The 22,963-nt window shown below is 66.9% G+C and carries 19 protein-coding genes; 8 read left to right on the forward strand and 11 right to left on the reverse strand.

Annotated features, from left to right (window positions below; all coding sequences use genetic code 11):
* The first annotated feature begins 333 nt into the window (after positions 1-333).
* Together kdgD and ACZ5MJ_RS25480 are read left to right on the forward strand one after the other, a co-directional pair.
* Positions 334-1,248: a 5-dehydro-4-deoxyglucarate dehydratase gene (gene kdgD / locus ACZ5MJ_RS25475; RefSeq protein WP_464226464.1), complete on the forward strand. Its 915-nt coding sequence runs from the start codon at positions 334-336 to the stop codon at positions 1,246-1,248.
* Between the two features lie 92 nt (positions 1,249-1,340).
* Positions 1,341-2,867 (forward strand): aldehyde dehydrogenase (NADP(+)), encoded by a 1,527-nt coding sequence (locus ACZ5MJ_RS25480; RefSeq protein WP_464226465.1) that lies wholly within the window; start codon positions 1,341-1,343, stop codon positions 2,865-2,867.
* Between the two features lie 85 nt (positions 2,868-2,952).
* Here ACZ5MJ_RS25480 and ACZ5MJ_RS25485 read toward each other — a convergent pair whose 3' ends face one another.
* Together ACZ5MJ_RS25485 and ACZ5MJ_RS25490 are read right to left on the reverse strand one after the other, a co-directional pair.
* Positions 2,953-3,951: a Bug family tripartite tricarboxylate transporter substrate binding protein gene (locus ACZ5MJ_RS25485; RefSeq protein ID WP_464226466.1), complete on the reverse strand. Its 999-nt coding sequence runs from the start codon at positions 3,949-3,951 to the stop codon at positions 2,953-2,955.
* 116 nt (positions 3,952-4,067) lie between these two features.
* Positions 4,068-5,090 (reverse strand): Bug family tripartite tricarboxylate transporter substrate binding protein, encoded by a 1,023-nt coding sequence (locus tag ACZ5MJ_RS25490; RefSeq protein WP_464226467.1) that lies wholly within the window; start codon positions 5,088-5,090, stop codon positions 4,068-4,070.
* Between the two features lie 261 nt (positions 5,091-5,351).
* Here ACZ5MJ_RS25490 and ACZ5MJ_RS25495 point away from each other — a divergent pair, with 261 nt between their 5' ends.
* Complete coding sequence (locus ACZ5MJ_RS25495; protein ID WP_464226469.1) at positions 5,352-6,110, forward strand: FadR/GntR family transcriptional regulator; 759 nt, start codon at positions 5,352-5,354, stop codon at positions 6,108-6,110.
* A gap of 83 nt (positions 6,111-6,193) precedes the next feature.
* On the opposite strand, the gene ACZ5MJ_RS25500 is transcribed toward ACZ5MJ_RS25495, so the two are convergent.
* Entirely contained in the window at positions 6,194-6,823 is a 630-nt protein-coding gene (locus tag ACZ5MJ_RS25500; RefSeq protein ID WP_464226470.1) for a response regulator, read from the reverse strand.
* Between the two features lie 288 nt (positions 6,824-7,111).
* Between ACZ5MJ_RS25500 and fusA the strand changes: the two genes are divergently transcribed.
* Entirely contained in the window at positions 7,112-9,220 is a 2,109-nt protein-coding gene (gene fusA / locus ACZ5MJ_RS25505) for an elongation factor G (protein WP_464226471.1), read from the forward strand.
* 76 nt (positions 9,221-9,296) lie between these two features.
* Here fusA and ACZ5MJ_RS25510 read toward each other — a convergent pair whose 3' ends face one another.
* Positions 9,297-10,319, reverse strand: a complete 1,023-nt coding sequence (locus ACZ5MJ_RS25510) for a 2-oxoadipate dioxygenase/decarboxylase family protein (protein ID WP_464226472.1) — start codon at positions 10,317-10,319, stop codon at positions 9,297-9,299.
* 188 nt (positions 10,320-10,507) lie between these two features.
* Between ACZ5MJ_RS25510 and ACZ5MJ_RS25515 the strand changes: the two genes are divergently transcribed.
* On the forward strand, positions 10,508-11,425 hold the full coding sequence (locus tag ACZ5MJ_RS25515; RefSeq protein ID WP_464226473.1) for a LysR substrate-binding domain-containing protein: 918 nt from the start codon (positions 10,508-10,510) through the stop codon (positions 11,423-11,425).
* 182 nt (positions 11,426-11,607) lie between these two features.
* Here the strand turns inward: ACZ5MJ_RS25515 and ACZ5MJ_RS25520 are convergent, their stop codons facing one another.
* From ACZ5MJ_RS25520 to ACZ5MJ_RS25540, 5 genes are all read right to left on the reverse strand, one after another.
* Complete coding sequence (locus tag ACZ5MJ_RS25520) at positions 11,608-11,799, reverse strand: hypothetical protein (protein WP_464226474.1); 192 nt, start codon at positions 11,797-11,799, stop codon at positions 11,608-11,610.
* Positions 11,800-11,903: 104 nt separating this feature from the next.
* Positions 11,904-13,289, reverse strand: a complete 1,386-nt coding sequence (locus ACZ5MJ_RS25525; RefSeq protein ID WP_464226475.1) for an FAD-binding oxidoreductase — start codon at positions 13,287-13,289, stop codon at positions 11,904-11,906.
* A gap of 120 nt (positions 13,290-13,409) precedes the next feature.
* Positions 13,410-16,670, reverse strand: a complete 3,261-nt coding sequence (locus ACZ5MJ_RS25530; RefSeq protein ID WP_464226476.1) for an ATP-binding protein — start codon at positions 16,668-16,670, stop codon at positions 13,410-13,412.
* Positions 16,671-16,913: 243 nt separating this feature from the next.
* Complete coding sequence (locus ACZ5MJ_RS25535) at positions 16,914-17,540, reverse strand: hydrolase (RefSeq protein WP_464226477.1); 627 nt, start codon at positions 17,538-17,540, stop codon at positions 16,914-16,916.
* Positions 17,541-17,813: 273 nt separating this feature from the next.
* Positions 17,814-18,512, reverse strand: coding sequence for a hydrolase (locus ACZ5MJ_RS25540; protein WP_464226478.1), 699 nt, complete (start codon positions 18,510-18,512; stop codon positions 17,814-17,816).
* A 768-nt stretch (positions 18,513-19,280) separates the two neighbouring features.
* Between ACZ5MJ_RS25540 and fur the strand changes: the two genes are divergently transcribed.
* Positions 19,281-19,748 (forward strand): ferric iron uptake transcriptional regulator, encoded by a 468-nt coding sequence (gene fur, locus ACZ5MJ_RS25545; RefSeq protein ID WP_464226479.1) that lies wholly within the window; start codon positions 19,281-19,283, stop codon positions 19,746-19,748.
* Positions 19,720-19,983, forward strand: coding sequence for a hypothetical protein (locus tag ACZ5MJ_RS25550; RefSeq protein ID WP_464226480.1), 264 nt, complete (start codon positions 19,720-19,722; stop codon positions 19,981-19,983). Before fur ends, ACZ5MJ_RS25550 begins: the two co-directional genes overlap by 29 nt.
* 20 nt (positions 19,984-20,003) lie before the next feature.
* Here the strand turns inward: ACZ5MJ_RS25550 and ACZ5MJ_RS25555 are convergent, their stop codons facing one another.
* Positions 20,004-20,921: a DMT family transporter gene (locus ACZ5MJ_RS25555; RefSeq protein ID WP_464226481.1), complete on the reverse strand. Its 918-nt coding sequence runs from the start codon at positions 20,919-20,921 to the stop codon at positions 20,004-20,006.
* 535 nt (positions 20,922-21,456) lie between these two features.
* Here ACZ5MJ_RS25555 and ACZ5MJ_RS25560 point away from each other — a divergent pair.
* Complete coding sequence (locus ACZ5MJ_RS25560; RefSeq protein ID WP_464226483.1) at positions 21,457-21,780, forward strand: PadR family transcriptional regulator; 324 nt, start codon at positions 21,457-21,459, stop codon at positions 21,778-21,780.
* A 94-nt stretch (positions 21,781-21,874) separates the two neighbouring features.
* On the opposite strand, the gene ACZ5MJ_RS25565 is transcribed toward ACZ5MJ_RS25560, so the two are convergent.
* The gene (locus ACZ5MJ_RS25565; RefSeq protein ID WP_464226484.1) at positions 21,875-22,912 is read right to left on the reverse strand and encodes a putative 2-aminoethylphosphonate ABC transporter substrate-binding protein; all 1,038 of its coding nucleotides are present in this window, start codon (positions 22,910-22,912) and stop codon (positions 21,875-21,877) included.
* Positions 22,913-22,963 lie beyond the last annotated feature (51 nt).

Genomic DNA, 22,963 nt, shown 5'->3' on the forward strand with positions numbered 1-22,963 from the left:
AATTCCTGAGTACAACCGCGCTGCGGGAGGCCCCGCTTGATCTATGTTGTCCGACAACATCGTCTCCTGGTATTCCGATCCGTCTCTATGCGACCAACTCTGCACCAATTGCGTGAGGAGTGATCCGTTATCCATCTACAGGCCGTAATTCGATCAATTTCAGGCGCTTTCTGGCACAACTACCAGCCAAATCCCCGCTAACCCCGACTGCGGCCACACCCTATTGCCTTTGCCGGCAGCTTGTCGTACGATGACTGATAACGTGGATGACCTGCACTACCGCAGTCAGCCATCACTGCCACCCGGGCCATTGGCCCGCTCAGGATTGCCGCAATGCTCGCACCCAACGAACTCAAGCAAATCGTCTCCGAAGGCCTGCTGTCCTTCCCCATCACTGACTTCGACGCGCAAGGCGACTTCGCGGCGCAGTCCTACGCCGCCCGGCTGGAGTGGCTGGCTCCCTACGGCGCCACCGCGCTGTTCGCGGCGGGCGGCACCGGCGAGTTCTTCTCGCTGACGCCGCAGGACTACACGGCCGTGGTCGACACCGCCGTGCGTACCTGCGCCGGCAAGGTGCCGATCCTCGCCGGCGCCGGCGGCCCGACCCGCACCGCCATTGCCTACGCACAGGAAGCCCAGCGCCTGGGCGCCGCCGGCGTGCTGCTGCTGCCGCACTACCTGACCGAAGCCAGCCAGGACGGCATTGCCGCGCACGTCGAAGAGGTCTGCAAGGCGGTGGACATCGGCGTGATCGTCTACAACCGCGCCAACTCGAAGCTGGACGCCACCCAGCTGGCGCGCCTGGCCGAACGCTGCCCCAACCTGATCGGCTTCAAGGACGGCGTGGGCGACATCGAGGCCATGGTCAGCATCCGCCGCAAGCTGGGCGACCGCTTCTCCTACCTGGGCGGCCTGCCCACCGCCGAGGTCTATGCCGCGGCCTACAAGGCACTGGGCGTGCCGGTGTACTCGTCGGCGGTGTTCAACTTCATCCCGAAAACCGCGATGGACTTCTACCGCGCCATCGCCACGGACGACCACGACACCGTGGGCCGACTGATCGATGACTTCTTCCTGCCCTACCTGGCCATCCGCAATCGCAAGGCCGGTTATGCGGTGAGCATCGTCAAGGCCGGCGCCCGCCTGGTCGGCCGCGGCGGCGGCCCGGTGCGCGCACCGCTGACCGACCTGACCGGCGAGGAAATGGAAATGCTGGGCACACTGATCAACAAGCTCGGCCCGCAGTAATCGCCCTTCGCACTGCAAACCGACAGGCCGGCCGCGGGGCGCATGCCCTCCGGCCGGCCTTCCCGTTCCAAACGCTGACAAGGAATCCTTCCATGCACATCACCGGTGACATGCTGATCGGCGCGCAAGCCGTGCGCGGCTCCGAAACCCTGCTGCAGGCCATCAATCCCGCCACCGGCCAGGCCCTGGGCCCCGACTTCCACGGCGGCGGCCAGGCCGAGGTCGAACGCGCCTGCGCGCTGGCCGAAGCCGCATTCGACACTTACCGCAACACCTCGCCGGAACAGCGCGCGGTCTTCCTTGAAGCCATCGCCAGCGGCATCGAAGCGCTGGGCGACACGCTGATCGAACGGGCTCACCTGGAAAGCGCGCTGCCGATCGCGCGCCTGCAGGGCGAGCGCGGCCGCACCGCCGGCCAGCTGCGGCTCTTTGCCACCGTGCTGCGCGAAGGCCGCTGGCAGCAGGCCACCTTCGACCCCGCGCTGCCCGAGCGCAACCCGCCGCGCCCGGACCTGCGCATGCAGCGCATCGCCATCGGCCCGGTGGCGGTGTTCGGCGCCAGCAACTTCCCGCTGGCCTTCTCCGTGGCCGGCGGCGACACCGCCGCGGCACTGGCCGCGGGCTGCCCGGTCGTGGTCAAGGCGCACTCGGCCCACCTGGGCACGTCCGAGCTGGTTGGCCGCGTGATCCAGAAAGCCGTGCGCGACGCCGGCCTGCCCGAAGGCGTATTCTCGCTGCTGGTGGGCGCGGGCAATGTCATCGGCACGGCGCTGGTCTCGCATCCGGCGATCCAGGCGGTCGGCTTCACCGGCTCGCGGGCGGGCGGCATGGCGCTGATGCGCACGGCCAACGCACGCCCGCAGCCGATTCCGGTGTACGCCGAGATGAGCAGCATCAACCCGGTGTTCGTGCTGCCCGCGGCACTCGCTGCACGCGGCGAGGAAATCGGCCGCCAGCTGGTGGATTCGCTGGTGCTGGGCGTCGGCCAGTTCTGCACCAATCCTGGCCTGGTGATCGGCATCGAAGGGCCCGCGCTCGACAGCTTCCGCGCCGCGGCGCTGGACGCGCTGCAAGGCAAGGCGGCAGCGACCATGCTGACGCCCGGCATCCATGCTGCCTATGAGCAGGGCGTGGCGCAGCTGTCGTCGCTCGACGGGCTGCAGCGCATCGGCGACGGCGTCGACGGCAACGGGGCCAACCAGGCGCGGCCGGTGATGTTCGAGACCACCGCGGCGCAGTTCATGGCCGATCATCGGATGCAGGCCGAAGTGTTCGGCCCGTCGACGGTGCTGGTGGTGTGCCGCGATCTCGACGAGATGCTGGCCATGGCGCGGCAGCTCGAGGGCCAGCTGACGGCAACGATGCAGCTCGATGATGCCGACCACGCGGCCGCGCAGCGCCTGCTGCCGGTGCTGGAACGCAAGGCCGGCCGCGTGCTGTGCAATGGCTATCCGACCGGCGTTGAAGTGGCCTATGCGATGGTGCATGGCGGGCCGTTCCCGGCGACTTCGGATGCGCGTTCGACTTCGGTGGGGGCGACGGCGATCGACCGGTTCTTGCGGCCGGTCTGCTACCAGAACCTGCCGCAGGCGTTGCTGCCGGCAGCGGTGAAGCGGTAAGTAAGAAGCAGCCCCGCATTGTGCGGGGCTGTTGGACAGTCGCGCGCCGGCGCGCTGGAAACTTGCCGCCGCCCTGGGCGGACGCTCAAGCGTCCAGCCTGATCCCCGCCTGCCTGACCACCCCCGCCCACCGCGCCTGCTCGGCAACAAAGAACTTGCCGGTCTCACCCGGCGTCATCGTCACCACTTCCGCCCCCTGGGCCACCAGCTGCGCGCGCAGTTCCGGCGCGCGGATGATGCGGATCAGCTCGCCGCTGATGCGCGCCACCATCGCATCCGACATGCTGGCCGGCGCCATCACGCCCTGCCACGTTCCCGACTCGAAATTCGGCACGCCCTGCTCGGCGATGGTCGGCACGTTCTGCAGCAGCGGCATGCGCGTGCGCTTGGACTGGGCGATCAGCTTGAGCTTGCCCGACTGCACATGCGGCAGCGTGGCCAGCATGCCGTTCATCAGCACCTGGGCACTGCCGCCCACGGTATCGGCAATGGCCTGCGAACCGCCCTTGTACGGCACGTATTGCCACTTCGCGCCGGTGGCCTGCTCCACTGCCACGCCGGCCAGGTGCGGCGCGCTGCCGATAGCGGTCACGGCGAAGTTGAGCTGGCTGCGCTGCGACAGCGCCACCAGTTCCTTCAGGCTGGTTACCTGCACCGACGGATGCACCACCAGCAGGTGCGGCGAGTAGGCCAGCATGGATACCGGCTTGAGGTCTTTGGCAATATTGAATGTCAGCCTGGTATAGACCGACGGGCTGATCGCCAGGGCGCCGATATCGCACAGCATCAGCGTGTGGTTGTCGGTGGCCTGCGCGACCAGTGCCGCGCCGACGTTGCCGTTGGCGCCCGGGCGGTTGTCCACCACCACCGACTGGCCCAGCGCATCGCCCAGTTGCTTGCTGATCAGGCGCGCGATGATGTCCGACGAGCCGCCGGCGGTGTACGGCACTACCAGGCGGATCGGGCGGGTGGGCCAGTCCTGCGCGGCGTGCGCCGCCGATGACAGGCCCGCGAGCGGGCCGGCGGCCAGGCCGGCCGCCAGCGCGGAGGATTGCCTGAGGAAGTTGCGGCGTCCCTGGGTCATGCTGTTGTCTCCTGTGGATGGCGCGCGCCGGCGCGGCACGCCAGGCGTGCACGGCCGGCGCGGTCGGCGCGGTCGGTGCGGTCGGTGCTTCAGTGTGCAGACTCAGCGCGGCGGCGTCAGTCCAGCGCGATCTTGCCCTTCTCGATCACGGTCTTCCAGCGCTGCAGCTCCTGCGCCTCGAACTGGTGGAACTGCTCGGGCGTGTTGGCCACCACCTCGAAGCCGTTCTCGGACAGCTTCTGGCGCATCTTCGGGTCGTTCAGCGAGGACACCAGCGCACCATGCAGGCGGCTCTTCACCTCGGGCGGCAGGCCGCGCGGCGCGGCCACGCCCTGCCACGAATACACCTCCACATCCTTGACGCCGGCCTCGGCCATGGTCGGCACATTGGGCAGCACCGGCGAGCGCTTGTCGGAGGTCACCGCCATCGCCTTGAGCTTGCCGGCGCGGATGTGCTGCAGCACCGCGTTGATGTTCTGGAACGACACGTCGACCTGGCCGGCAAGCAGGTCGCTGATGGCCGGGCCGCCGCCCTTGTAGGGAACATGGAGACCGTCGGTGGCACTCTTCTGCCAGAACAGCGCCGCGGTCAGGTGGTCGGACGAGCCCGCGCCGGACGTGGCAAAGCTGACCTTGCCCGGATTCTTCTTCATGTAGGCCACCAGTTCCTGCAGCGTGTTGGCCGGGAACCGCGGATTGGCCACCAGCACGTTGGGCGCGCGCACTGCCACGGTCAGCAGGTCGAAGTCCCTGGCCGGGTCATAGGCCAGGTTCTTCTGCAGGAACGGGTTCACGGCATAGACGCCGATCGACGCCACCATCATGGTGTAGCCGTCCGCCGGCGCCCGCTTGACGAAGGTGGCGCCAATGGCGCCGGTTGCGCCGGGGCGGTTGTCGATGACAAAGGGCTGGCCCAGCTTTTCATTGAGCGGCACGGTCAGCATGCGGGCGATGGCGTCGCTGGAGCCGCCCGGCGGGAACGGCACCACGACCGATACCGGGCGTTGCGGCCAGTCCTGTGGCGCGGCAATGGCGGCGGCGCTGACGGTCAGGGCCGCCACCGTGACAGCCGAGCCGAGCGCGAGCGCGCGCAGCCAGTGGTGCAGGCGCAGGGCGCCCTGGCGTTGGATGGGGTACATCGTTGTCTCCTGCAGTGTCTTTATTGGATGAGCCGGCCGTCCCGATAACGGCGCCGGCCGGCTGGCGTCGTCGCCGGTACCACGCCAGCGCACCATGCAGGGCGCCTTGTCGTTGAACTTTCAGCCCGGGATCAGGAACTCCATCGCCGCGGCATCGCAACGCATGTTATCTGTCATCGTATAACTGATAACCAAGTATAATGAGGCCATCTCGAACCGGTCAAGTCCGGGAAACCCCGCCCGGTTTCGTACGCACCCGCCATGCCGAACGCCCAATCCACCCCGCCCGTCACTTCCCTCCCGCTGCGCCGCCGTGGCCGCACGCTTGCCGAGGAAGTCGTGCAAGCCCTCGGCGAAGAGATCCGCCAGGGCCACCTCAAACCCGGCGACAAGCTGCCGACCGAGTCGGAGATCATGGCGTCGATGGGAGTCAGCCGCACCGTGGTGCGCGAAGCGCTGTCGCGGCTGCAGGCGAGTGGCCTGGTGGAGACACGCCACGGCATCGGCACCTTCGTGCTGGCGCGCGCGGCCGAAGCGCCCTCGCCCTTCCGTATCGGGCCGGACGCGCTGGGGACGGCGATGGATGTGATGGCGATGCTGGAATTCCGCGTCAGCCTGGAAGCCGAGGCCGCGGGCCTGGCCGCCACGCGCCGTACCGACGAGCAACTGGCCGCGATGCGCCAGGCGCTGGATGAACTCAAGCGCAGCGCCGGCGCCGGCAATGACGCCGTGGAGAGCGACTTCGCCTTCCACCTGGCCATCGCGCGCGCCACCGGCAACCGTTATTTCACCGACATCATGGGCCACCTGGGCACCATGGTGATCCCGCGCAGCCGCTTGCAAGTCAGCACGCCCGAGCGTGTGCAGTACCTGGAGCGCGTCAGCATCGAGCACGAGAACATCTACGACGCGATCGAGCGCCGCGACCCGGACGGCGCCAAGGCGGCCATGCGCATGCACCTGACCAACAGCCGCGAGCGGCTGCGCAAGGCTTCGGGTTCGGCCGGCGCGCAGGGCTGAGGCGGGCAGGTACGCCGGGCTACGTGCTTGGCCCGTCATGTCATACGATGTCCAATAAGGAATGCGGCCCGGCGCCCTGGCCGCTATGGCGTCAGCCGGCACCGGCGCGCAAAGTCGACCAGCTCCACCAGCGACGACACCTGCAGCTTGCCCATGATGCGGGCCTTGTAGCTGCTGACGGTCTTGTTGCTGATAAAGAGGCTGGCGCTGATGGCCTTGTATGACATGCCGCGCGCCAGCATCTGCAGCACCACCAGTTCCTTGTCGGACAGCCGCCGCAGCACCTCGTCGTCGGCCGACATGGACTGGCGCGGTGCGCCGCCGCGGCCCAGCACCGGGAAGACGGTGTAGCCGGCCAGCACCGCCTCGACCGCGCGCAGGATCTCCTTGATGTCCTGCGTCTTGCTGACAAAGCCCTGTGCGCCCGCCTGCCACGAGCGGCTGACGAACACCGCCGGGTCCAGCGCCGTCACCACCAGGATGCGCACCTGCGGATGGATCACCCGCAGGCGCGGCGCCACGTCCAGCCCGCTGGAGCGCGGGATGTCGAGGTCGAGCAGCACCAGGTCGGGCGTACGCGCACGCACCATCTCGATGGCACATTGCCCGTTGTCCGCCTCGATCACCTCGTCGACGCCAAGCAGCTGCAAGAGGTGGTGCCGGAGCACCAGCCGCATCGCCGGATGGTCGTCAACGATCAGGATGGTTGTCATGCGTGGGTCCGTGGTTCGAGGAAGCATCGGCCGAGGAAGCATCCCCAAGCGGGCATGGGATAGCCGGGGCGGCGCACGCCGGTGCGCGAAGCAACGCCAGTATAGGGAGCCGCAGGCGCGCGCAGGATGGGAGGAATCCGCATCGGCTGCAGCGAAATCCTAGGCCGGCCTCAGACGCGCGGCCCCCCCCCGGGGGCTGCCGCGGGCTGTCCCTGCACACGGCAGGGGCAACGGGAAACGGCCAGTGGTGCTACTCTATTCCGGCGTGTTTCATCCATGGAGAACACTGTGCCTCGCAAGACCCCTATCGAGCGCTACCGCAATATCGGCATCAGCGCGCATATCGACGCCGGCAAGACCACGACGACCGAACGGATCCTGTTCTATACCGGCGTCAACCACAAGCTGGGCGAAGTGCACGATGGCGCGGCCACCATGGACTGGATGGAGCAGGAGCAGGAGCGCGGCATCACCATCACGTCGGCCGCCACCACGGCCTTCTGGAAGGGCATGGCCGGCAACTACCCCGAACACCGCATCAACATCATCGATACGCCGGGACACGTCGACTTCACCATCGAAGTCGAGCGCTCCATGCGCGTGCTGGACGGCGCCTGCATGGTCTACGACGCCGTCGGCGGCGTGCAGCCGCAGTCCGAGACCGTCTGGCGCCAGGCCAACAAGTACGCCGTGCCGCGCATCGCCTTCGTCAACAAGATGGACCGCGTCGGCGCCGACTTTTTCCGCGTGCAGACCCAGATCGCCGACCGTCTCAAGGGCCGAGCCGTGCCGATCCAGATTCCGCTGGGCGCCGAGGACCATTTCCAGGGCGTGGTCGACCTGGTCAAGATGAAGGCCATCGTCTGGGACGATGCCAGCCAGGGCGTGCGCTTCGAATACCAGGACATTCCGGCCGATCTTGTCGCCACCGCGCAGGAATGGCGCGACAAGATGGTCGAGGCCGCCGCCGAGGCCGACGAGACGCTGCTCCACCAGTACCTGTCCGGCGAGCCGCTGAGCGAAGAGCAGATCAAGCACGGCCTGCGCAAGCGCACCATCGCCAACGAGATCGTGCCGATGCTGTGCGGCAGCGCCTTCAAGAACAAGGGCGTGCAGAGCATGCTGGACGCGGTGATCGACTACCTGCCGTCGCCCGCCGACGTGCCGGCCATCCTTGGCCATACCGAGGACGACCGCCAGGCCGAGCGCCATCCCAACGACGACGAGCCGTTCGCCGCCCTGGCGTTCAAGATCATGACCGACCCCTTCGTCGGCCAGCTGATCTTCTTCCGCGTCTACTCGGGCGTGGTCAAGTCCGGCGACACCGTCTACAACCCGCTCAAGAGCAAGCGCGAGCGCCTGGGCCGCATCCTGCAAATGCACGCCAACGTGCGCCAGGAGATCAAGGAAGTGCGCGCCGGCGACATCGCCGCGGCGGTGGGCCTGAAGGAAGCCACCACCGGCGACACGCTGTGCGATCCCGACAAGGTCATCATCCTGGAACGCATGAGCTTCCCGGAACCGGTGATCTCGCAGGCGGTCGAGCCCAGGACCAAGGCCGACCAGGAGAAGATGGGCATTGCGCTGAACCGGCTGGCGCAGGAGGACCCGTCCTTCCGCGTGACCACGGACGAGGAATCCGGCCAGACCATCATCTCCGGCATGGGCGAGCTGCACCTGGAAATCCTGGTCGACCGCATGCGGCGCGAGTTCGGCGTGGAGGCCTCGGTCGGCAAGCCGCAGGTGGCCTACCGCGAGACCATCCGCCAGCCGGCCAAGGACGTGGAAGGCAAGTTCATCAAGCAGTCGGGCGGGCGCGGCCAGTATGGCCACGTGGTGCTCAACCTGGAGCCGATGCCACATGGCGGCGGCTACGAGTTCGTCGATGCCATCAAGGGCGGCGTGGTGCCGCGCGAGTTCATCCCCGCGGTGGACAAGGGCATCCGCGAGACCTTGCAGGCGGGCGTGCTGGCCGGCTACCCGGTGGTCGACATCAAGGCCACGCTGGTATTCGGCTCGTACCACGACGTGGACTCGAACGAGAACGCGTTCCGCATGGCCGGCTCGATGGCGTTCAAGGAGGGCATGCGCCGGGCCAGGCCCATACTGCTGGAGCCGATGATGGCGGTCGAAGTGGAGACGCCCGAGGAATTCACCGGCAACGTGATGGGCGACCTGTCATCGCGGCGCGGCATGGTGCACGGCATGGAAGACATCGCCGGTGGCGGCGGCAAGATCGTGCGCGCCGAGGTGCCGCTGGCGACCATGTTCGGCTACTCCACCACGCTGCGCTCGCTGACGCAGGGGCGTGCGACGTTCACGATGGAGTTCAAGCACTATGCCGAGGCGCCGGCCAGTGTGGCCGAGGCGGTGATATCGGCGAAGCGGGTGGGGTAATGCGGTTGGCTTGCCTCTCCCGCTTGCGGGAGAGGGCTGGCGCATCCACGCGCCCGCGCCCTCCTCTGTCACCGCCTCAGCACGCCGCCGCCGTCATCTTGAAGATCCCCTGCGCATTGCCCGCATCAAACCCCAGGTCATAGCGCTGCGGCGCCGCCGCTTCCTCGGCAAAGCGGTCGCGCGTGATGAACTCGTAGAACGATCCCGGCACGTCCCGCTCCACCGTCTCGCCCTGCGCGCCGACAAAGGCGCGGCGCACCGTATCCGCGCGGAACGCGGTCTGCCTGACGCGGCCGCTGCGCGACACCTCCACCTTGTCCTTCATCGGCCGGCCCAGCTGCTTCTGCCGCTCGGCCAGCGCGAATACGTCGTCGACGCGGTCGGTGGCGTGGTTGAAGGCATTGCCCTCGGTGGCGATCCAGGCCATCTCGGCCGATTCGGCGAGCAGCATTTCATAGTCGGCCAGGCTCGGCATGGCGTGCTGGCGCGCGAAGCACGGCACCAGCAGGCCGACCAGCTCGGCGCCAGCGGCCAGGTCCAGGGCGCCGTCGCGCTCCAGTTGCCACAGCAGGGTCTGCGCGCGCGGCGTGAGCGGGTCGGCGGAGCTGCCGGTGACGCGGCTGACGGCGGCGCGGAAACCATCGCTGAAGCGTTCGGGATGGAACTCGCTGAGGAAGAACTGGGCGATTTCCTCCGGCGCGTCGGCATGCGCATAGGAGCGGCCGGTCATGCCGATCCGGTCCAGCGGATAGGTGCCGTTGAGCACGTAGCCGAGCGGGCGCAGGATGCGGGTGAAGGCGGCCTCGCCTTCGGGCAGCGCGCCGTTGTCGCGCCACTTGACCGTGCGCAGCGCGCCGTGGTCGAAGGTGACCTTGGCGCCGGCGGCGGCGACGTCGTCGGTGTAGGCGCGGCCAGTCGGCACGCGCTCAAGGATGCCGCCGAACAGCACCATGTTCAGGGCCTGGGCGATTTCTGCGCGGGAGGCGCGGCCCTGCGGGCCTTGCGGCAGCGCTGCGGGCAAGGTAACCAGCGCGAGCAGTTGCGCCGCGCGGGCGGCGCCGGTGTTGGCGGTGAGGAGGGCGGAGATATTGGCGGTCATGGGCGCAATCAGGTGAGCACTGGGATGGCCGCCGGGCTGGCGACGATCCGCGGGGCAGGATAGGGGCGCCCCCATGGCGCGCACAAGCGCGCATTGCGCACAACGTTGTGCGTGCGGCGCACAAGCGGCGCAGCGATGCGGCCCGCCGGCGCTGTTTATACTGTCGGCCTTCCTTCCCCCGCCGTCCCATGAGAAACGACATCCCCAACCTGGGCGCGCTGCAGGCCTTCGAAGCCTCGGCACGGCTGGGCAGCTTTACCCGCGCCGCCGCCGAGCTGGCGCTGACGCACAGCGCGGTGGGGCGGCAGGTGGCTCAGCTGGAGCAGCGCCTGGGCGTGGCGCTGTTCACGCGCGTGCGCCGGCGCCTGGTGCTGACCGATACCGGGCGCGAGTACGCCGCGCGCATCCGCCGGCACCTGGACCACCTGCAGCGCGACACGCTGGAGATCACCACCGGCCGCGCCATGGGCTACACGCTGGAACTGGCGGTGGTGCCCACCTTTGCCACCCAGTGGCTGATCCCGCGCCTGCCGGACTTTGCCCGGCGCCACCCCAACGTGACGGTCAACCTGTCGGCGCGCTCGCAGCCGTTCTCGTTCCAGGAATGCGCCTATGACGCGGCGATCTACTTTGGCGACCAGTTCTGGCCCGGCACGCGCGGCGGTGTGATCTTCCGCGAAGGCGGCATGGTGCCGGTGTGCAGCCCCGCTTTCCTGGCGGAATATCCCGTGGCCGACGCCGCCAGCCTGGCACGCTGCCGCCACCTGCACCTGAGCACGCGCGCCAATGCCTGGCGCGACTGGTACGCGGCGCAGGGCTGGCCGTACGACCTGGCCGCCTCGCGCGGGCCGCGCTACGAACTGTTCACCATGATGACGGCGGCCGCCGCGGCCGGGCTTGGCATCGGCCTGGCACCGCGCCTGCTGATCGAGCGCGAGCTCCAGACCGGCCAACTGGTGATCCCGCTGGCGGGCATGCTGGACGAGCAGCAGGGCTATTACTTCGCCTACCCGGAAGGCCGTCCCGAGTCAGAGGCACTGGCGGCATTCCGCAACTGGATACTCGGCCTGTCCCGCGACGCGCCGGCGACCGGCGCCGGCAGCTGATCGCGACATTCGCGAGCCCCGGGCGGGTCCCACTCCGACGTCTTTGTCGCCCCATTTTTTGTGATTTATAATGCATTTTTCCGGGGCGTTGGCGCAACGCAGGTGAACGACCGCCTGTTCGCCGCGCCGGGGACGACCCGAAACGGTCACGCCTTCTTTATCGGTCTCTCGCAGGGCCAGGCCTATCGCAACAGATAGAGCGAAAACTGCCCACCGTTGATCGGGAAAGCCGCGCCAGCCACCTCACCCAGCGCTTCCATTGCACCCAACCCACCCATCGATATGCCGCCGGCACAGTCCACGCCCCTCCCGGCGTCAGTGCAGGCAGTGAACAGCACCAGGGCTGCGAGCCCGGCGCAAACCAGTTTGCTCATGAACTTCTCCTCGCGATTCCGGCAGGCAAGGGGAGTGGGAGTCGCCGGGAATCAGGGCGGCGAGTCCCACGATGATTTCAGCAGCCGCAACCTTCGGTCCCCCCTCAGGCGGGCCTGATGTTCTGGTTCACGCGGAACAGGTTTGCAGGGTCGTACTTGCGCTTGATCTCCGCCAGTCGCTCATAGTTGTCGCGATAGGCAGCCTTCACGTTGTCGTTGCCTTCGTCCATCATCATGTTGATGTAGCCGCCGCCAGCCGAGTGCGGATGCAGCGCCAGCCAGTAGTCCCTGGCCCACTGCACGATGCGGTCGTTGTTGGCCGGGTCGGGATCGACGCCGACAATCACGCTGGCGAAGCTCGCATCGCGGTAGCTGAACGCGGTGTCATTGGGGCCCGCTCGGTGCGCCGCGCCGTTGATGGGATACAGGTGCATGGTCGAGTGCATCGACGGCAACTGGTGCCCATACTTGATGTGCAGGTCGATGGCCTTGTCGCTCAGGTCGCTCACGAAGTCGGCTTTCCAGTACCACTGCAGGCCAGGCGGATACAGCGCGTCGAACAGGCTCTGCAAGACCGGCCAGGGAATGGGGCCGGCAAAGTCCACCGCTGGCGGCATGGCGTCGCGAATCGGCTTGAAGCGCGCCTCGGCCTGATCGAGTGGACCGGTGTAGCACCACACCACGGCGCACATCTTCTGCAGGTGGACAGACTCGGGGAACGGCGGCCCGGGCGGCACCGTCACAAAGCCGAACCAGCCATTGATGTCCTGCGGCGCAGTCAGGATGAAATCGCGCCACCACTTCATCAACTCGCGCGCCTGGTCCATCGGCCACAGCATCGGGCCACCATAGACGGTGCCGACCGGATGGGCCTTGAACTCGAATGAGGTGATTACGCCGAAGTTGCCGCCACCGCCGCGCAGCGCCCAGAACAGGTCCGCGTTCTCGTCGCTGCCGGCATTGACCAGTCGCCCGTCGGCCAGAACGACCTCGGCGCTGAGCAGGTTATCGATCGTCAGGCCGTAGGCCCGGCTAAGGTAGCCAATGCCGCCGCCAAGGGTCAGCCCACCCACGCCCGTGGTCGAGATGAAACCGCTCGGCGTCGCCAGTCCATAGGCGCTGGCGGCGTGGTCCACATCGCCCCAGGTGCAGCCGCCACCAACCCGAATGGTGCTGCGCTTCGGATCGACAAACACGCCTTTCATCGGCGACAGGTCGACCACCAGTCCGCCATCGCATGTGCCGAGCCCCGCGCCATTGTGCGCACCGCCACGTACGGCCAGCAGCATTCCGCTGTCTCGCGCGGCGTTCACTCCCGCAATGACGTCCGCGACATCCGTGCAGCGCGCGATCAGTGCCGGGCGCTTGTCGATCATGCCGTTGTACACCGCGCGTGCCTGGTCATAGGCCGCATCGCCAGGCTGAATCAATTGCCCCCGAAAATGCGCCTTCAGCGCGGTGGCGACGGTTTCACTCAGAGCGCCTTCCATGGTTGCCTCCTGTCCGGTCGGTATGCAGGAGTTTTAGCAACCTCGGCGTTTGAAGGGCGTTAGGCGCGGCGTTATATGCGCCAATCTCCGACGCGGCTGGCCCGGAAGGTCAAACCATGACTAACGCGCCCGCAACGCGCGCGCCCGGACGATGTCGGGCTGGTCGAACCCTTCGGCGAATCGGGCGAGCGGCGACTCGACCACCCGGCGCGCACCGATGCCCTCCCGTGGCTCGCGCAACGCCGCCAGCGACAGCGCGGCACGCAGCTCGAGGGGGCGAGCCCGTTGGGCGGCAGCGATCTCGATCGCCTTGATCAGCGACGATTCGGCTTCGGCCAGGTTGGCGCTGCGATGCAACAACAAGTCGCCGCGCAGACGATAGAGCTCCGCGTCCAGCCAGTGCTCGCCAGTGTGCTCCGCATGGTGGAGCGCCTGATCCAGCGCCGCAAGCGCGGCCTCGGTCTCGCCCACGTCACCCAGGCATTCCGCCAGCATGCCGAGATACAGCGACAGCCGCAGGCGCGCGCCGGTGGCATGAAAGCCCTCGATCGCCGCCTGCATGGCCGCCACAGCGTCGGCGCCGGGCGACTGCTTTGCATTGGCCCAGGCGAGCAGCAGGTCAGCCCAGGCGAGGTAATAGCCGACGTGGTACTGATCGGCGATCGAACGTGCCTGTCGGGCGTAGTGAAGCGTGAGACCGTGCTCCCGGCGCAGGGCATGCTGCGTTGCAAGATATGACAGCGCCAGCGCCTGGGAAAACGGGTGTGCCAGCCGGTTTGCCACCTCCAGCGCTTCGCGACCACGCCGGAGGGCCTGATCGGCGAGCCCGGTGAACCAGAATGCATGGGCCGACCACGCCGAGGCCAGCACGCCGAAGTTTCCGCCCATCAACGACACATGCTCGGCGTGCTGGGTTTCGTCATAAGCGCCGAGCGCGCGTTGATACGCGGGCTCCGCCGCCACCCAGTCACCCTGCTGGACCAGGCTCCCCATGACGTTGGTCCATGCCATCGACGCGTAGGTACCCGACCCGGAATTGCCCAATCCCACGATGAGTTCCTCGCTCAGGCTCCGCGCCTGGGCAAGCTCCGCACTGACGACAAGAAAGAAGGCAAGGCTGAGCTGGGCGCGCGCCTGCTGACCGAAGTCGCCCACCTGTCTGCTGAGCTCCACGGCGCGCCGCAGTGGCGTGTCGAGCGCCGGCGCCGCCCACCCACGGGAAATGCGAATCGGCGGCGCAAGGTCGAGTTGCAATGCCAGCGACTGCCTGGCGCGCTCTTGCGGATCGACGATCTGACCGGCTTGCGCCAGCCCGCGCTGCAGCAGGGCAATGGCATCGTCATAGGCGTACACACTCTGCGCAACGCCGGCCGCGCGCCGGTAGAACGCGGCTGAATCGGTTGGCAGGCCCGCCTGCTCGTAGTGCGCGGCAATCTGCGCGCTGGCAGCGTCGAGATCATCGCCCGGCGCCTGTTCAAGCGCGCGTGCCACGCGTTGATGCAGGCGGCGGCGTTGCAGCGGATTGACCTCGGCGTACGCCACGTCCCGGATCTTGTCGTGGCTGAAGTCAAAGGCAAGGCCCCCGCTGTCTGGCTGGCGCACGATGCCTCGTTGCCACAGTTCGTCCAGCGCATTCGTGAGGGCGTCCTCGCGCACGTCGCTCGCCTGGGCCAGTACATCGGCGGTGAATGCTCGCCCGATGATCGCCGCGACGCCCACGATATCGCGCGCGGCAGGCGACAGTTGCGCAAGGCGGTTCGAGATCACCGTATACACCTTGGGTGGCAACTTCGGGACCGTGCCGTGCGGCGTGCCACCGGCCGTCGCGGTGTCGGACCGGGCGCGCATCATCTCGACCGTGAACAGGGGATTGCCTTCGCTCTCCTCGAATAGCCGGCTTGCCTCCGCATCGGCCAGCGGCCGATTGATGATCTGCGCCGCGATCTTCGCAGTTTCGGCGGCATCCAGCGCGCCCAGCAACATCTCCGTGAGCTGGTCGTCGCGCCGCAAGGCGTCAAGCAGCCGGCTCACGGCGTGCAAGGGCGTGATGTCTTCATGCCGCGCCGTGGCGACCACGAGGAGCTTCGCGCTCACGTCGAAGCGCATCAGGAAGCGTAGCCATTCAAGCGTCTCCGCGTCGCACCATTGCAAATCGTCGAGCCACAGCATCAGCGGCCCGTTTGTCGCCAGCACGGCGCGCGCCAGCGCTTCGAAGAACCGCTGGCGCTGCCAGTATTCGGTGAGTGGGGAGGGCGGAGGCAGGCCGGGTTGTTGCGTCAGCAGCTCTGGCAACAGGCGCGCGACTTCGGTCAGCCACAGTCTGTCGAGTCCGCTCATTGCTTCGTGCAAGGCGGGGCTGCGCAGCCAGCCGGTGACCGGCGCAAACGCGACCTGCCCCTCGGCCGCGTACGCGCGCGAGTGCGTCGTGGTGAAGCCTTGCCCGGCAAGGTGCACGAGCAATTCCTCCGCCAGGCGCGACTTGCCGATACCCGCCTCGCCCGAGATCAGGGCGAACTGCTTGTCGCCAAGCTGACTACGCTGCCACACTTCGAGAAGCCGCCGCCATTCGTCGTGGCGTCCGATCATTGACAGCATGGGGTCCCGTGGGCGTCGACGCTGTGTTGGCGCAGCCTGGGCAGCAAGGCGCGCATAGGCCTCACGCAAGGCCTCACCAGGCACGATGCCCAGCTCGCGCGCGAACATTTCAACGCAGTGGCGATAGGCGCGCAGCGCGGATGCATGATCGTGATTCAGCGCATGCAGGCGCATCAACGCCATATAAGTGGGTTCGCGCAATGGGTCGAGCCGCTGCAACTGCTGCGAGTGTTTCAACGCCTTTGCGTAGTCGCGTCTGTCCTCGCTCAACTGGCTGAGCCGCACGAGCGCCGCGATGCACGCTTCGCGCAACTGATCGCGCTGCGGGGCGATCCATTCATCGTAACAACTGGCTAGCAGGTCGCCCCGATGCAGGTCCGCGGCATGCGTCAGGAGCTCTTCCTCGGTGGCCGCGTCATTGTTGCTTGCGGCCCGCGCCGCGGTGGCCAGGGCCGACTTGAACTGCGCGACATCGAGATCGAATGCGGAATCGGGCAACCATCGCACCATTTGCGCGTCGGCGTGGACGAAACGGGCTGCGCGCGGCCATGACTTGCGTAGATGAAACAGGAGCTGACGCAATGCGTTGCGTGCCTGCGCTTGCGTGGCATCGGGCCAGAACAGGAAGGCGAGTTGCTGGCGCGACTGCGGCACGTCCCGATGCAAAATCAGATAGGCAAGCAGCGCCTGCAAGCGGGGAGAACTCGCGTCAGGCATCGGCGCGTCGGCGCCGTCGAGATGGAACTCGCCGAACAGGCGGACAGAGTAGCGAGCTTCAGGCGCCATTCTAGCTTTAGCATTGCCCGGATCATCCGGATGGCAGTTCTGCGTTCTTCAGTCTAGTGCGAACTACGCTCGCCGCCGAAGCTTGTCGCACCGGGATGAAAGCGAAACCGCTCGATGGCTTCGCGGCGTGGCAAGTGCGTTAAACGCCTCAGCTTTCACGCGGTATGCGCGCTGCATCAACCCGGAAAGCCGCTCAATAACTTTGGCAGCGCGCAGAGCGTTAAGCCCCGACGTTGAGGGCGCTCATGTCGGTTTAATCATGTCACGCGCATAGGCGAGGCCCGTGCCATACCCACCGCCATGCTCAACCACGATCGCGCGAGCCTTCTCATAGGTGTCATGGCGAGTCCAGTCTCGCTGGAATTCGAGAAGGAGTTGGAGCCAGGACGTCATGACTGCGCCAGCTGAAGCCATCCGTCGCAGCGCAAGCTCATGGCTTGCCGGTGTCAGTCCACCGCAAGCATCGGCCACGACGCAGACTTGATAGCCCTCGGACAGCGCGGAAAGCACCGGGAAACTCACGCAGGCCTCCGTCAGCATGCCCGCGATGATCAGGGTACGTTTTCCGGTAGCCGTGATCGCGTCGCGCACCGCATCGTCTTCCCAAAGGTTCATGTTGCGGCGTTCGATCGGCGTGACGTTTTGCAGCACTTCCCGAAAAGCCGGCATCAACGGGCCGCTGTACACCTTCGAGGCCGAAGTGGAGACCACAACCGGCAAGTCAAAGGCGACCGCCGTCTTCGCGACCGCAAGCCCGTTACTGCGCAGAAGCTGGGGGTCTTGAGAGCCCGCAGCGAACGCAAGGCCTGCCTGTTCATCCACGAGGATCAATGCACAATCGGCGGGTTCGAGCAACGGTAGTTTGGACATGGGAGTTCTCCTGTTCATTTGAGACCGCGAGCTTGCTTCAAGCCGCGGCCTGCGACCAATCCGCCCACCGCTAGCGTGCCAGCGAGGATACCGAGAGAAGACGACGTATGGGCATGCCTCAGGAATCCGCTCGCAAAAGCAAATGCAGTGAGCTCCCACGTGCTGGCAATCTTCTTTACGCTCGGCATCGTCAGTCCGGATTGAAGTGGGCAGTTGGCCCGGCCTCTGAAATGACTGGACGTCCCTTGGAACGTCCAGCCCGCGAATGCGGTGTTAGCGCTCGACCACCTGTGCGTGGACCGGCGCCAGCGACTCGTGCTTCGTGGCGGTGCGCTGCTCGGCCTTGTGGACCATGGTGTAGGCGTAGTCCACGCCCATGCCGTAGGCACCCGAGTGTTCCTTGGCCACCTTCATTACCGCGTCGTACGTGTCGCGGTTCTTCCAGTCGCGCTGCCATTCGAGCAGCACCTGCTGCCAGGTCACCGGCACCACGCCGGCCTGCACCATGCGCTGCATCGCGTAGTCGTGCGCTTCCTTGGTGGTGCCGCCCGAGGCATCGGCCACCATGTAGATCTCGTAGTTGCCTTCGAGCATCGCGCTCAGCGCGAACGTGGTGTTGCAGACCTCGGTCCAGAGGCCGGCGACGATCACCTTCTTGCGGCCATTGGCGGCCAGCGCGTCGCGCACCTTCTGGTCGTCCCAGGAGTTCATCGAGCTGCGTTCGAGCGTCTGCTTGCCCGGGAATACGTCAAGCAGTTCGGGGTAGGTATAGCCCGAGAACGAGTCAGACTCGACCGTGGTGATGGTGGTCGGGATGTCGAAGATCTTGGCCGCCTTGGCCAGGCCGACTACGTTGTTCTTCATGGTCTGGCGGTCCATCGACTGCACGCCGAAGGCCATCTGGGGCTGATGGTCGATGAAGATAATCTGGCTGTTGTGCGGGGTCAGGACTTCGAGCTTGGCGTTGGACATGGCGTTCTCCCATTCTATATGATTCAATTTTATTGAATCTGTTTCGCGGCGTCGCTTTGGCGTTTGGCTGCGACTGAGAGAACTATAGCGGCCATAGCCTTGCTAAAAGTGATCGATTCGAGCACATGTTATTCAAATATTTTGAATTTCCGATCCCGTGGGTACCTTCGCGAGCCTGGCTTCGTGGAGGCTTCGGCAGATCGTGCGGGCGGCCGAGGTAGCGTCCTCTGTCTTCCCGAGTCGGCGCGCCGCAAGGTTGCCGCCCGAAAATAATCGATCTGCCCACAAAATTTCTCTTGTAATGAGATCGATTCCCATTTACCATTCGATCACTGCCTGACGCACGGCGCACCACCCGGCGGACCGGCAAGCCGGCCAGGCTGGCGCTACCGCGGCACGCGGCGGCGACCAGCGCTGGCAGGGACAACAGATTTCCGGATGCCGCGGCAGCGGCCTTCGACACCGACTTTTGTGGGGACCGCTCCGTCACGCGGAGCGTTTGGCAGTAGCCAGTCTTCGGAAGATCGGGAAAGCAACCAGACCCCGCTTTCCCGATCGCGTCTTCCGGTGACAAGCCAGGCCACCTTTTTATTCCGCGCGCCGTGCAGGCACGGCGCGCCACCAGGGACGCGGGCGCCAGCGCTCAGGCGGCCCTGGTGCTTCCCGCCTGAAATTCCGCCAAGCCACCGACGCCACCCGCATGCGGCGCCAGGCCGGGCGCCGCCCTGACTGCGGGGCGCCAGCCGCAGCTTGCCAATGCCATCCGCCATGTCATCCGAGAACACAAACCCGATCCATCTCAAGCGCGCCGGCCTGAAGGCCACGTCGCCGCGGATGCGCATCCTTGAAGTGTTCCGCACCAGCGCCCGGCGCCACCTCAGCGCGGAAGACGTCTACCGCATCCTGCTGACGCAGGACGAGGATGCGGGGCTGTCCACGGTGTACCGCGTGCTCAACCAGCTGGTGCAGGCCGACATCCTGCTGCGGCACAGCTTCGAATCCGACCACGCCGTTTTCGAACTCAACGAGGGTGGCCACCATGACCACCTGATCTGCGTCGCCTGCGGCCGCGTGGAGGAATTCCGCGACGAAAGCATCGAGCAACGCCAGCGCCAGGTGGCCGCCGACAACGCCTTTGTGTTGCGCGAGCACATGCTGGTGCTGTACGGCGTCTGCCCCGAATGCCGCGCACCTGACGGAGCCATCCATGGAGCGCCTGAACAAACCGCTGCCTGAACTGAAACGCCTGATCAACCTGTGCCTGCGGCAGGAGCCCGGCTGCCACGACTGCCAGCTGCGCTCGGTGTGCGTGCACCGGCCCGACCACACCGGCTGCAACTGGAGCGCCGAAGTCGATTTCCCGGAACGCAGCGAAGCCGACGCCGTGCGCCACGTGCGTCAGGCGCGCCGCGTGGTGATGATGGTGCGCGAGCAATACAACGTGGCGGCGGGCACGGCGGCACAGGCGTGAATTAGCGGCCTGCGACGCCCTCAGCGCCCAACCACCGGCCGACCCTGCGGCGCCGGCCCCGCGACGGGCCGCAACACCAGCCACACCGCCACCCCGATCAGCGCGCCACCCGCCGCGTGCGCCCACGACAGCGCCTCGCCCAGGAACAACGCGCCCCAGACGATGCCGAACGGCGGGATCAGGAAGGTCACGGTCAGCGAGCGCACCGGGCCCAGGTCGGCGATCAGGCGGTAGTACAGGATGTAGGCCAGCGCCGTGCACAGCACGCCCAGCCCCAGCATCGCGGCCCAGACGCCGGCGCCGGCAGCGGGCAGCGTGTTGTGGCGCCACAGCGCGACAAGGCAGAAGGGCAGCAGGAACACGGTGGCGCCGACCATGCTGCCGGCGGCGACCAGCCGGCTGTCGAGGCCGCCGCGCTGCGTGATCCAGCGCCGCGCGAGGAAGCCGGCCAGGCCATAGCAGGCGGTGGCCACCAGGCAGGCCAGCGCGCCCAGCAGCACCTCGGTCGAGAAGGCCACCGGCCCGGTGCGGGTCAGCACCGCGACGCCCGCCACGCCAAGCATCACGCCCAGGGCCTTGGCGCGCGTGAGCCGTTCGGAGAACGCCAGCGCGCCGATCAGCACGCCCATCAGCGGCGTCATGGCATTGAACACGGCCGAGTAGCCGGCTGGCAGCCACAGCGCCGCCACCGAATACATCACGAACGGTACGCCGGAATTGACCACGCCCAGCGCCAGCACGGCCGGCCATTTGCCCTGCATGTCCCAGCGCAGCCGCAGCAGCGGCAGGCAAGCGGCAAGCGCGAGCGCGCCGATCAGTACCCGCACGAAGGCGGTCGGCAACGGTCCCAGCACCGGCGCGCCGATGCGGATAAACAGGAAGCTGGCGCCCCAGATGGCGGCCAGGGCGAGCAAACGGGCAAGATCGGCGGGTTTCATCAGGGGAGCCGGAGGGCGCCGGGCAGGCTGGCGCGGGTTGGGGTTGCCGCGATTTGACGCCTGCGCCGTGCATACCGCAAGCCGGATTCGGACATGTGCCCCGTCGTCGCTAACATGACAGCATGCGATCGAGCCGAGATTTAAGCGACGTTGACGAGTCTACGATGCTGTTAAGAGGTGCTTTGCGCACAATGCCGCGTTAACGCGCCACTTTCCTTACCACAGGCTTTCATCATCACCCTACGCAGGAGGGGGCGTTGTTGCCAACGCGTGACAAGCCACATTCGATTAAATTAAACTCTGGTCTGCGCCAGAGTTAATTGACCCCTCCGACGCATTCCCGACAAGCCGCCAGGGCTCCTGGCGGCTTCTTTTTTTCCGGACGGGCAAAATGCGGCTTGCCCGGCGTATCGGCATGGCAAGGTCTGGAAGGACTCCCGATTGCCGCGCTGCCGGCGTCACAACGCCGGCAAACCAGGCGCCGGACAGCTTGCCTGCGTCAACCGGCACGGCCCCTGCCGCGTTGCCAGTCGACATGAAACGACAGTTCCTGGGCCTGCTGGCCCGCGTCTACGTCCTGCAATTTGCGCTCGAAGTCCCCGCGACGGTGGCCATGCTGGCCGACATGTTGCTGGAATACGGCTTCCAGGTCGATATCGGCACAGTGCGCCCGCTGCTGCGCGCCCTGCAAATGGAAGGCTACATGGAAAGCGTGCTGCGCGATGGCATCGGCCGGGTCTACCTGCTGACCGAACGCGGCCGCGAAGAATTGCAGGCCAGCCGCCAGCGCATCGACGAGCTCTATCGCCGCCTGCACTCCGGCCAGGCGGCCGCCGACGAGTTGCCGCACCAGGCCTGATCCGGCCAGGGCAGCCACCCGGCTGCGGGGAGCGTACCCGTTTCTGCGGGTCCGCCCCTCGCCGCCAGGCGCGCCTTTTGCCTGACTTTCTGCCTTACTTCTTCTCCGCCTTCCCTTCGTAGCGCTTGCTCCATTCGCCCAGGATGCGGTCGCGGTTGTCGCTCGCCCAGCGGAAGTCATTCTTGATCAGGCGCTTCTCGTAGTCGGCGGGCAGCAGCGCGTCGGGCTTGGCAATGCCCGGCACGGCCAGCACGGCAAAGTTCTTCTCATACAGCGCCATCGCTTCGCGCGAGGCCGAGAAGTCGGCCAGCTTGCGCGCCGCGTCCAGGTTCTTCGTGCCCTTGACGATGGCGGTAGCCTCGATGTCCCAGCCCAGGCCTTCGCTCGGCAGCACGATATCGATCGGCGCCCCTTCCTTCTTCGACTTCATGGCGCGGTACTCGAACGCGATGCCGATCGGGAACTCGCCCTGCGCGGCCATCTTGCACGGCTTGGAGCCCGAGTGCGTGTACAGGCCGATGTTCTTGTGCAGGGCATCCATGTACTGCCAGCCCTTCTGCTCGCCCATCATCTGCAGCCAGGCGCTGACGTCGAGGAAGCCCGTGCCCGACGAGGCCGGGTGCGGCATCACCACCTTGCCCGCGTAGACCGGCTTGGTCAGGTCGGCCCACGAGGTGGGCTTGGGCAGGCCCAGCTTCTGCGCCTCGACCGTGTTGAAGCAGATCGCGGCGCCCCACACGTCCATGCCGACCCATGCCGGCGGGTTGGCCGGGCTGCGGTATTGCGGATCGATGGCGGCCAGGTTCTTCGGCGCGTACGGGTCGAGCATGCCTTCCTTGTCCAGGATCGCCAGGCTGGAGCCGGCCAGGCCCCACACCGCGTCGGCGCGCGGCGCGGCCTTTTCCGCCAGCAGCTTGGCGGTGACGATGCCGGTCGAGTCGCGCACCCACTTGATCTCGATATCGGGGTGCACCTTCTCGAACGCGGCCTTGTAGGCAGCGATCTGGTCGGCTTCAAGCGCGGTGTAGACCGTCAGCACGGTGGCGGCGCTGGCGGCGCTGGCGTGAATGGCCAGCAGCGGCAGCGTGGCAACGGCGGCCAGCGCAGCGGCAATGCGGGGGATGCGGGACATGGTTTCTCCTTTGGGATTCAGTCAGCGTTCGGGAAGGCGTGGGTACGGCGA

The organism is Cupriavidus sp. LA-1 (assembly GCF_055385985.1).

What these genes read in the sequence shown, in the direction of transcription:
- kdgD (WP_464226464.1), top strand. Translation starts at nt 334, where the DNA reads ATGCTCGCACCCAACGAACTCAAGCAAATCGTCTCCGAAGGCCTGCTG.
- ACZ5MJ_RS25480 (WP_464226465.1), top strand. Translation starts at nt 1,341, where the DNA reads ATGCACATCACCGGTGACATGCTGATCGGCGCGCAAGCCGTGCGCGGC.
- ACZ5MJ_RS25485 (WP_464226466.1), bottom strand. Translation starts at nt 3,951, where the DNA reads ATGACCCAGGGACGCCGCAACTTCCTCAGGCAATCCTCCGCGCTGGCG.
- ACZ5MJ_RS25490 (WP_464226467.1), bottom strand. Translation starts at nt 5,090, where the DNA reads ATGTACCCCATCCAACGCCAGGGCGCCCTGCGCCTGCACCACTGGCTG.
- ACZ5MJ_RS25495 (WP_464226469.1), top strand. Translation starts at nt 5,352, where the DNA reads ATGCCGAACGCCCAATCCACCCCGCCCGTCACTTCCCTCCCGCTGCGC.
- ACZ5MJ_RS25500 (WP_464226470.1), bottom strand. Translation starts at nt 6,823, where the DNA reads ATGACAACCATCCTGATCGTTGACGACCATCCGGCGATGCGGCTGGTG.
- ACZ5MJ_RS25510 (WP_464226472.1), bottom strand. Translation starts at nt 10,319, where the DNA reads ATGACCGCCAATATCTCCGCCCTCCTCACCGCCAACACCGGCGCCGCC.
- ACZ5MJ_RS25515 (WP_464226473.1), top strand. Translation starts at nt 10,508, where the DNA reads ATGAGAAACGACATCCCCAACCTGGGCGCGCTGCAGGCCTTCGAAGCC.
- ACZ5MJ_RS25520 (WP_464226474.1), bottom strand. Translation starts at nt 11,799, where the DNA reads ATGAGCAAACTGGTTTGCGCCGGGCTCGCAGCCCTGGTGCTGTTCACT.
- ACZ5MJ_RS25525 (WP_464226475.1), bottom strand. Translation starts at nt 13,289, where the DNA reads ATGGAAGGCGCTCTGAGTGAAACCGTCGCCACCGCGCTGAAGGCGCAT.
- ACZ5MJ_RS25530 (WP_464226476.1), bottom strand. Translation starts at nt 16,670, where the DNA reads ATGGCGCCTGAAGCTCGCTACTCTGTCCGCCTGTTCGGCGAGTTCCAT.
- ACZ5MJ_RS25535 (WP_464226477.1), bottom strand. Translation starts at nt 17,540, where the DNA reads ATGTCCAAACTACCGTTGCTCGAACCCGCCGATTGTGCATTGATCCTC.
- ACZ5MJ_RS25540 (WP_464226478.1), bottom strand. Translation starts at nt 18,512, where the DNA reads ATGTCCAACGCCAAGCTCGAAGTCCTGACCCCGCACAACAGCCAGATT.
- fur (WP_464226479.1), top strand. Translation starts at nt 19,281, where the DNA reads ATGTCATCCGAGAACACAAACCCGATCCATCTCAAGCGCGCCGGCCTG.
- ACZ5MJ_RS25550 (WP_464226480.1), top strand. Translation starts at nt 19,720, where the DNA reads ATGGAGCGCCTGAACAAACCGCTGCCTGAACTGAAACGCCTGATCAAC.
- ACZ5MJ_RS25555 (WP_464226481.1), bottom strand. Translation starts at nt 20,921, where the DNA reads ATGAAACCCGCCGATCTTGCCCGTTTGCTCGCCCTGGCCGCCATCTGG.
- ACZ5MJ_RS25560 (WP_464226483.1), top strand. Translation starts at nt 21,457, where the DNA reads ATGAAACGACAGTTCCTGGGCCTGCTGGCCCGCGTCTACGTCCTGCAA.
- ACZ5MJ_RS25565 (WP_464226484.1), bottom strand. Translation starts at nt 22,912, where the DNA reads ATGTCCCGCATCCCCCGCATTGCCGCTGCGCTGGCCGCCGTTGCCACG.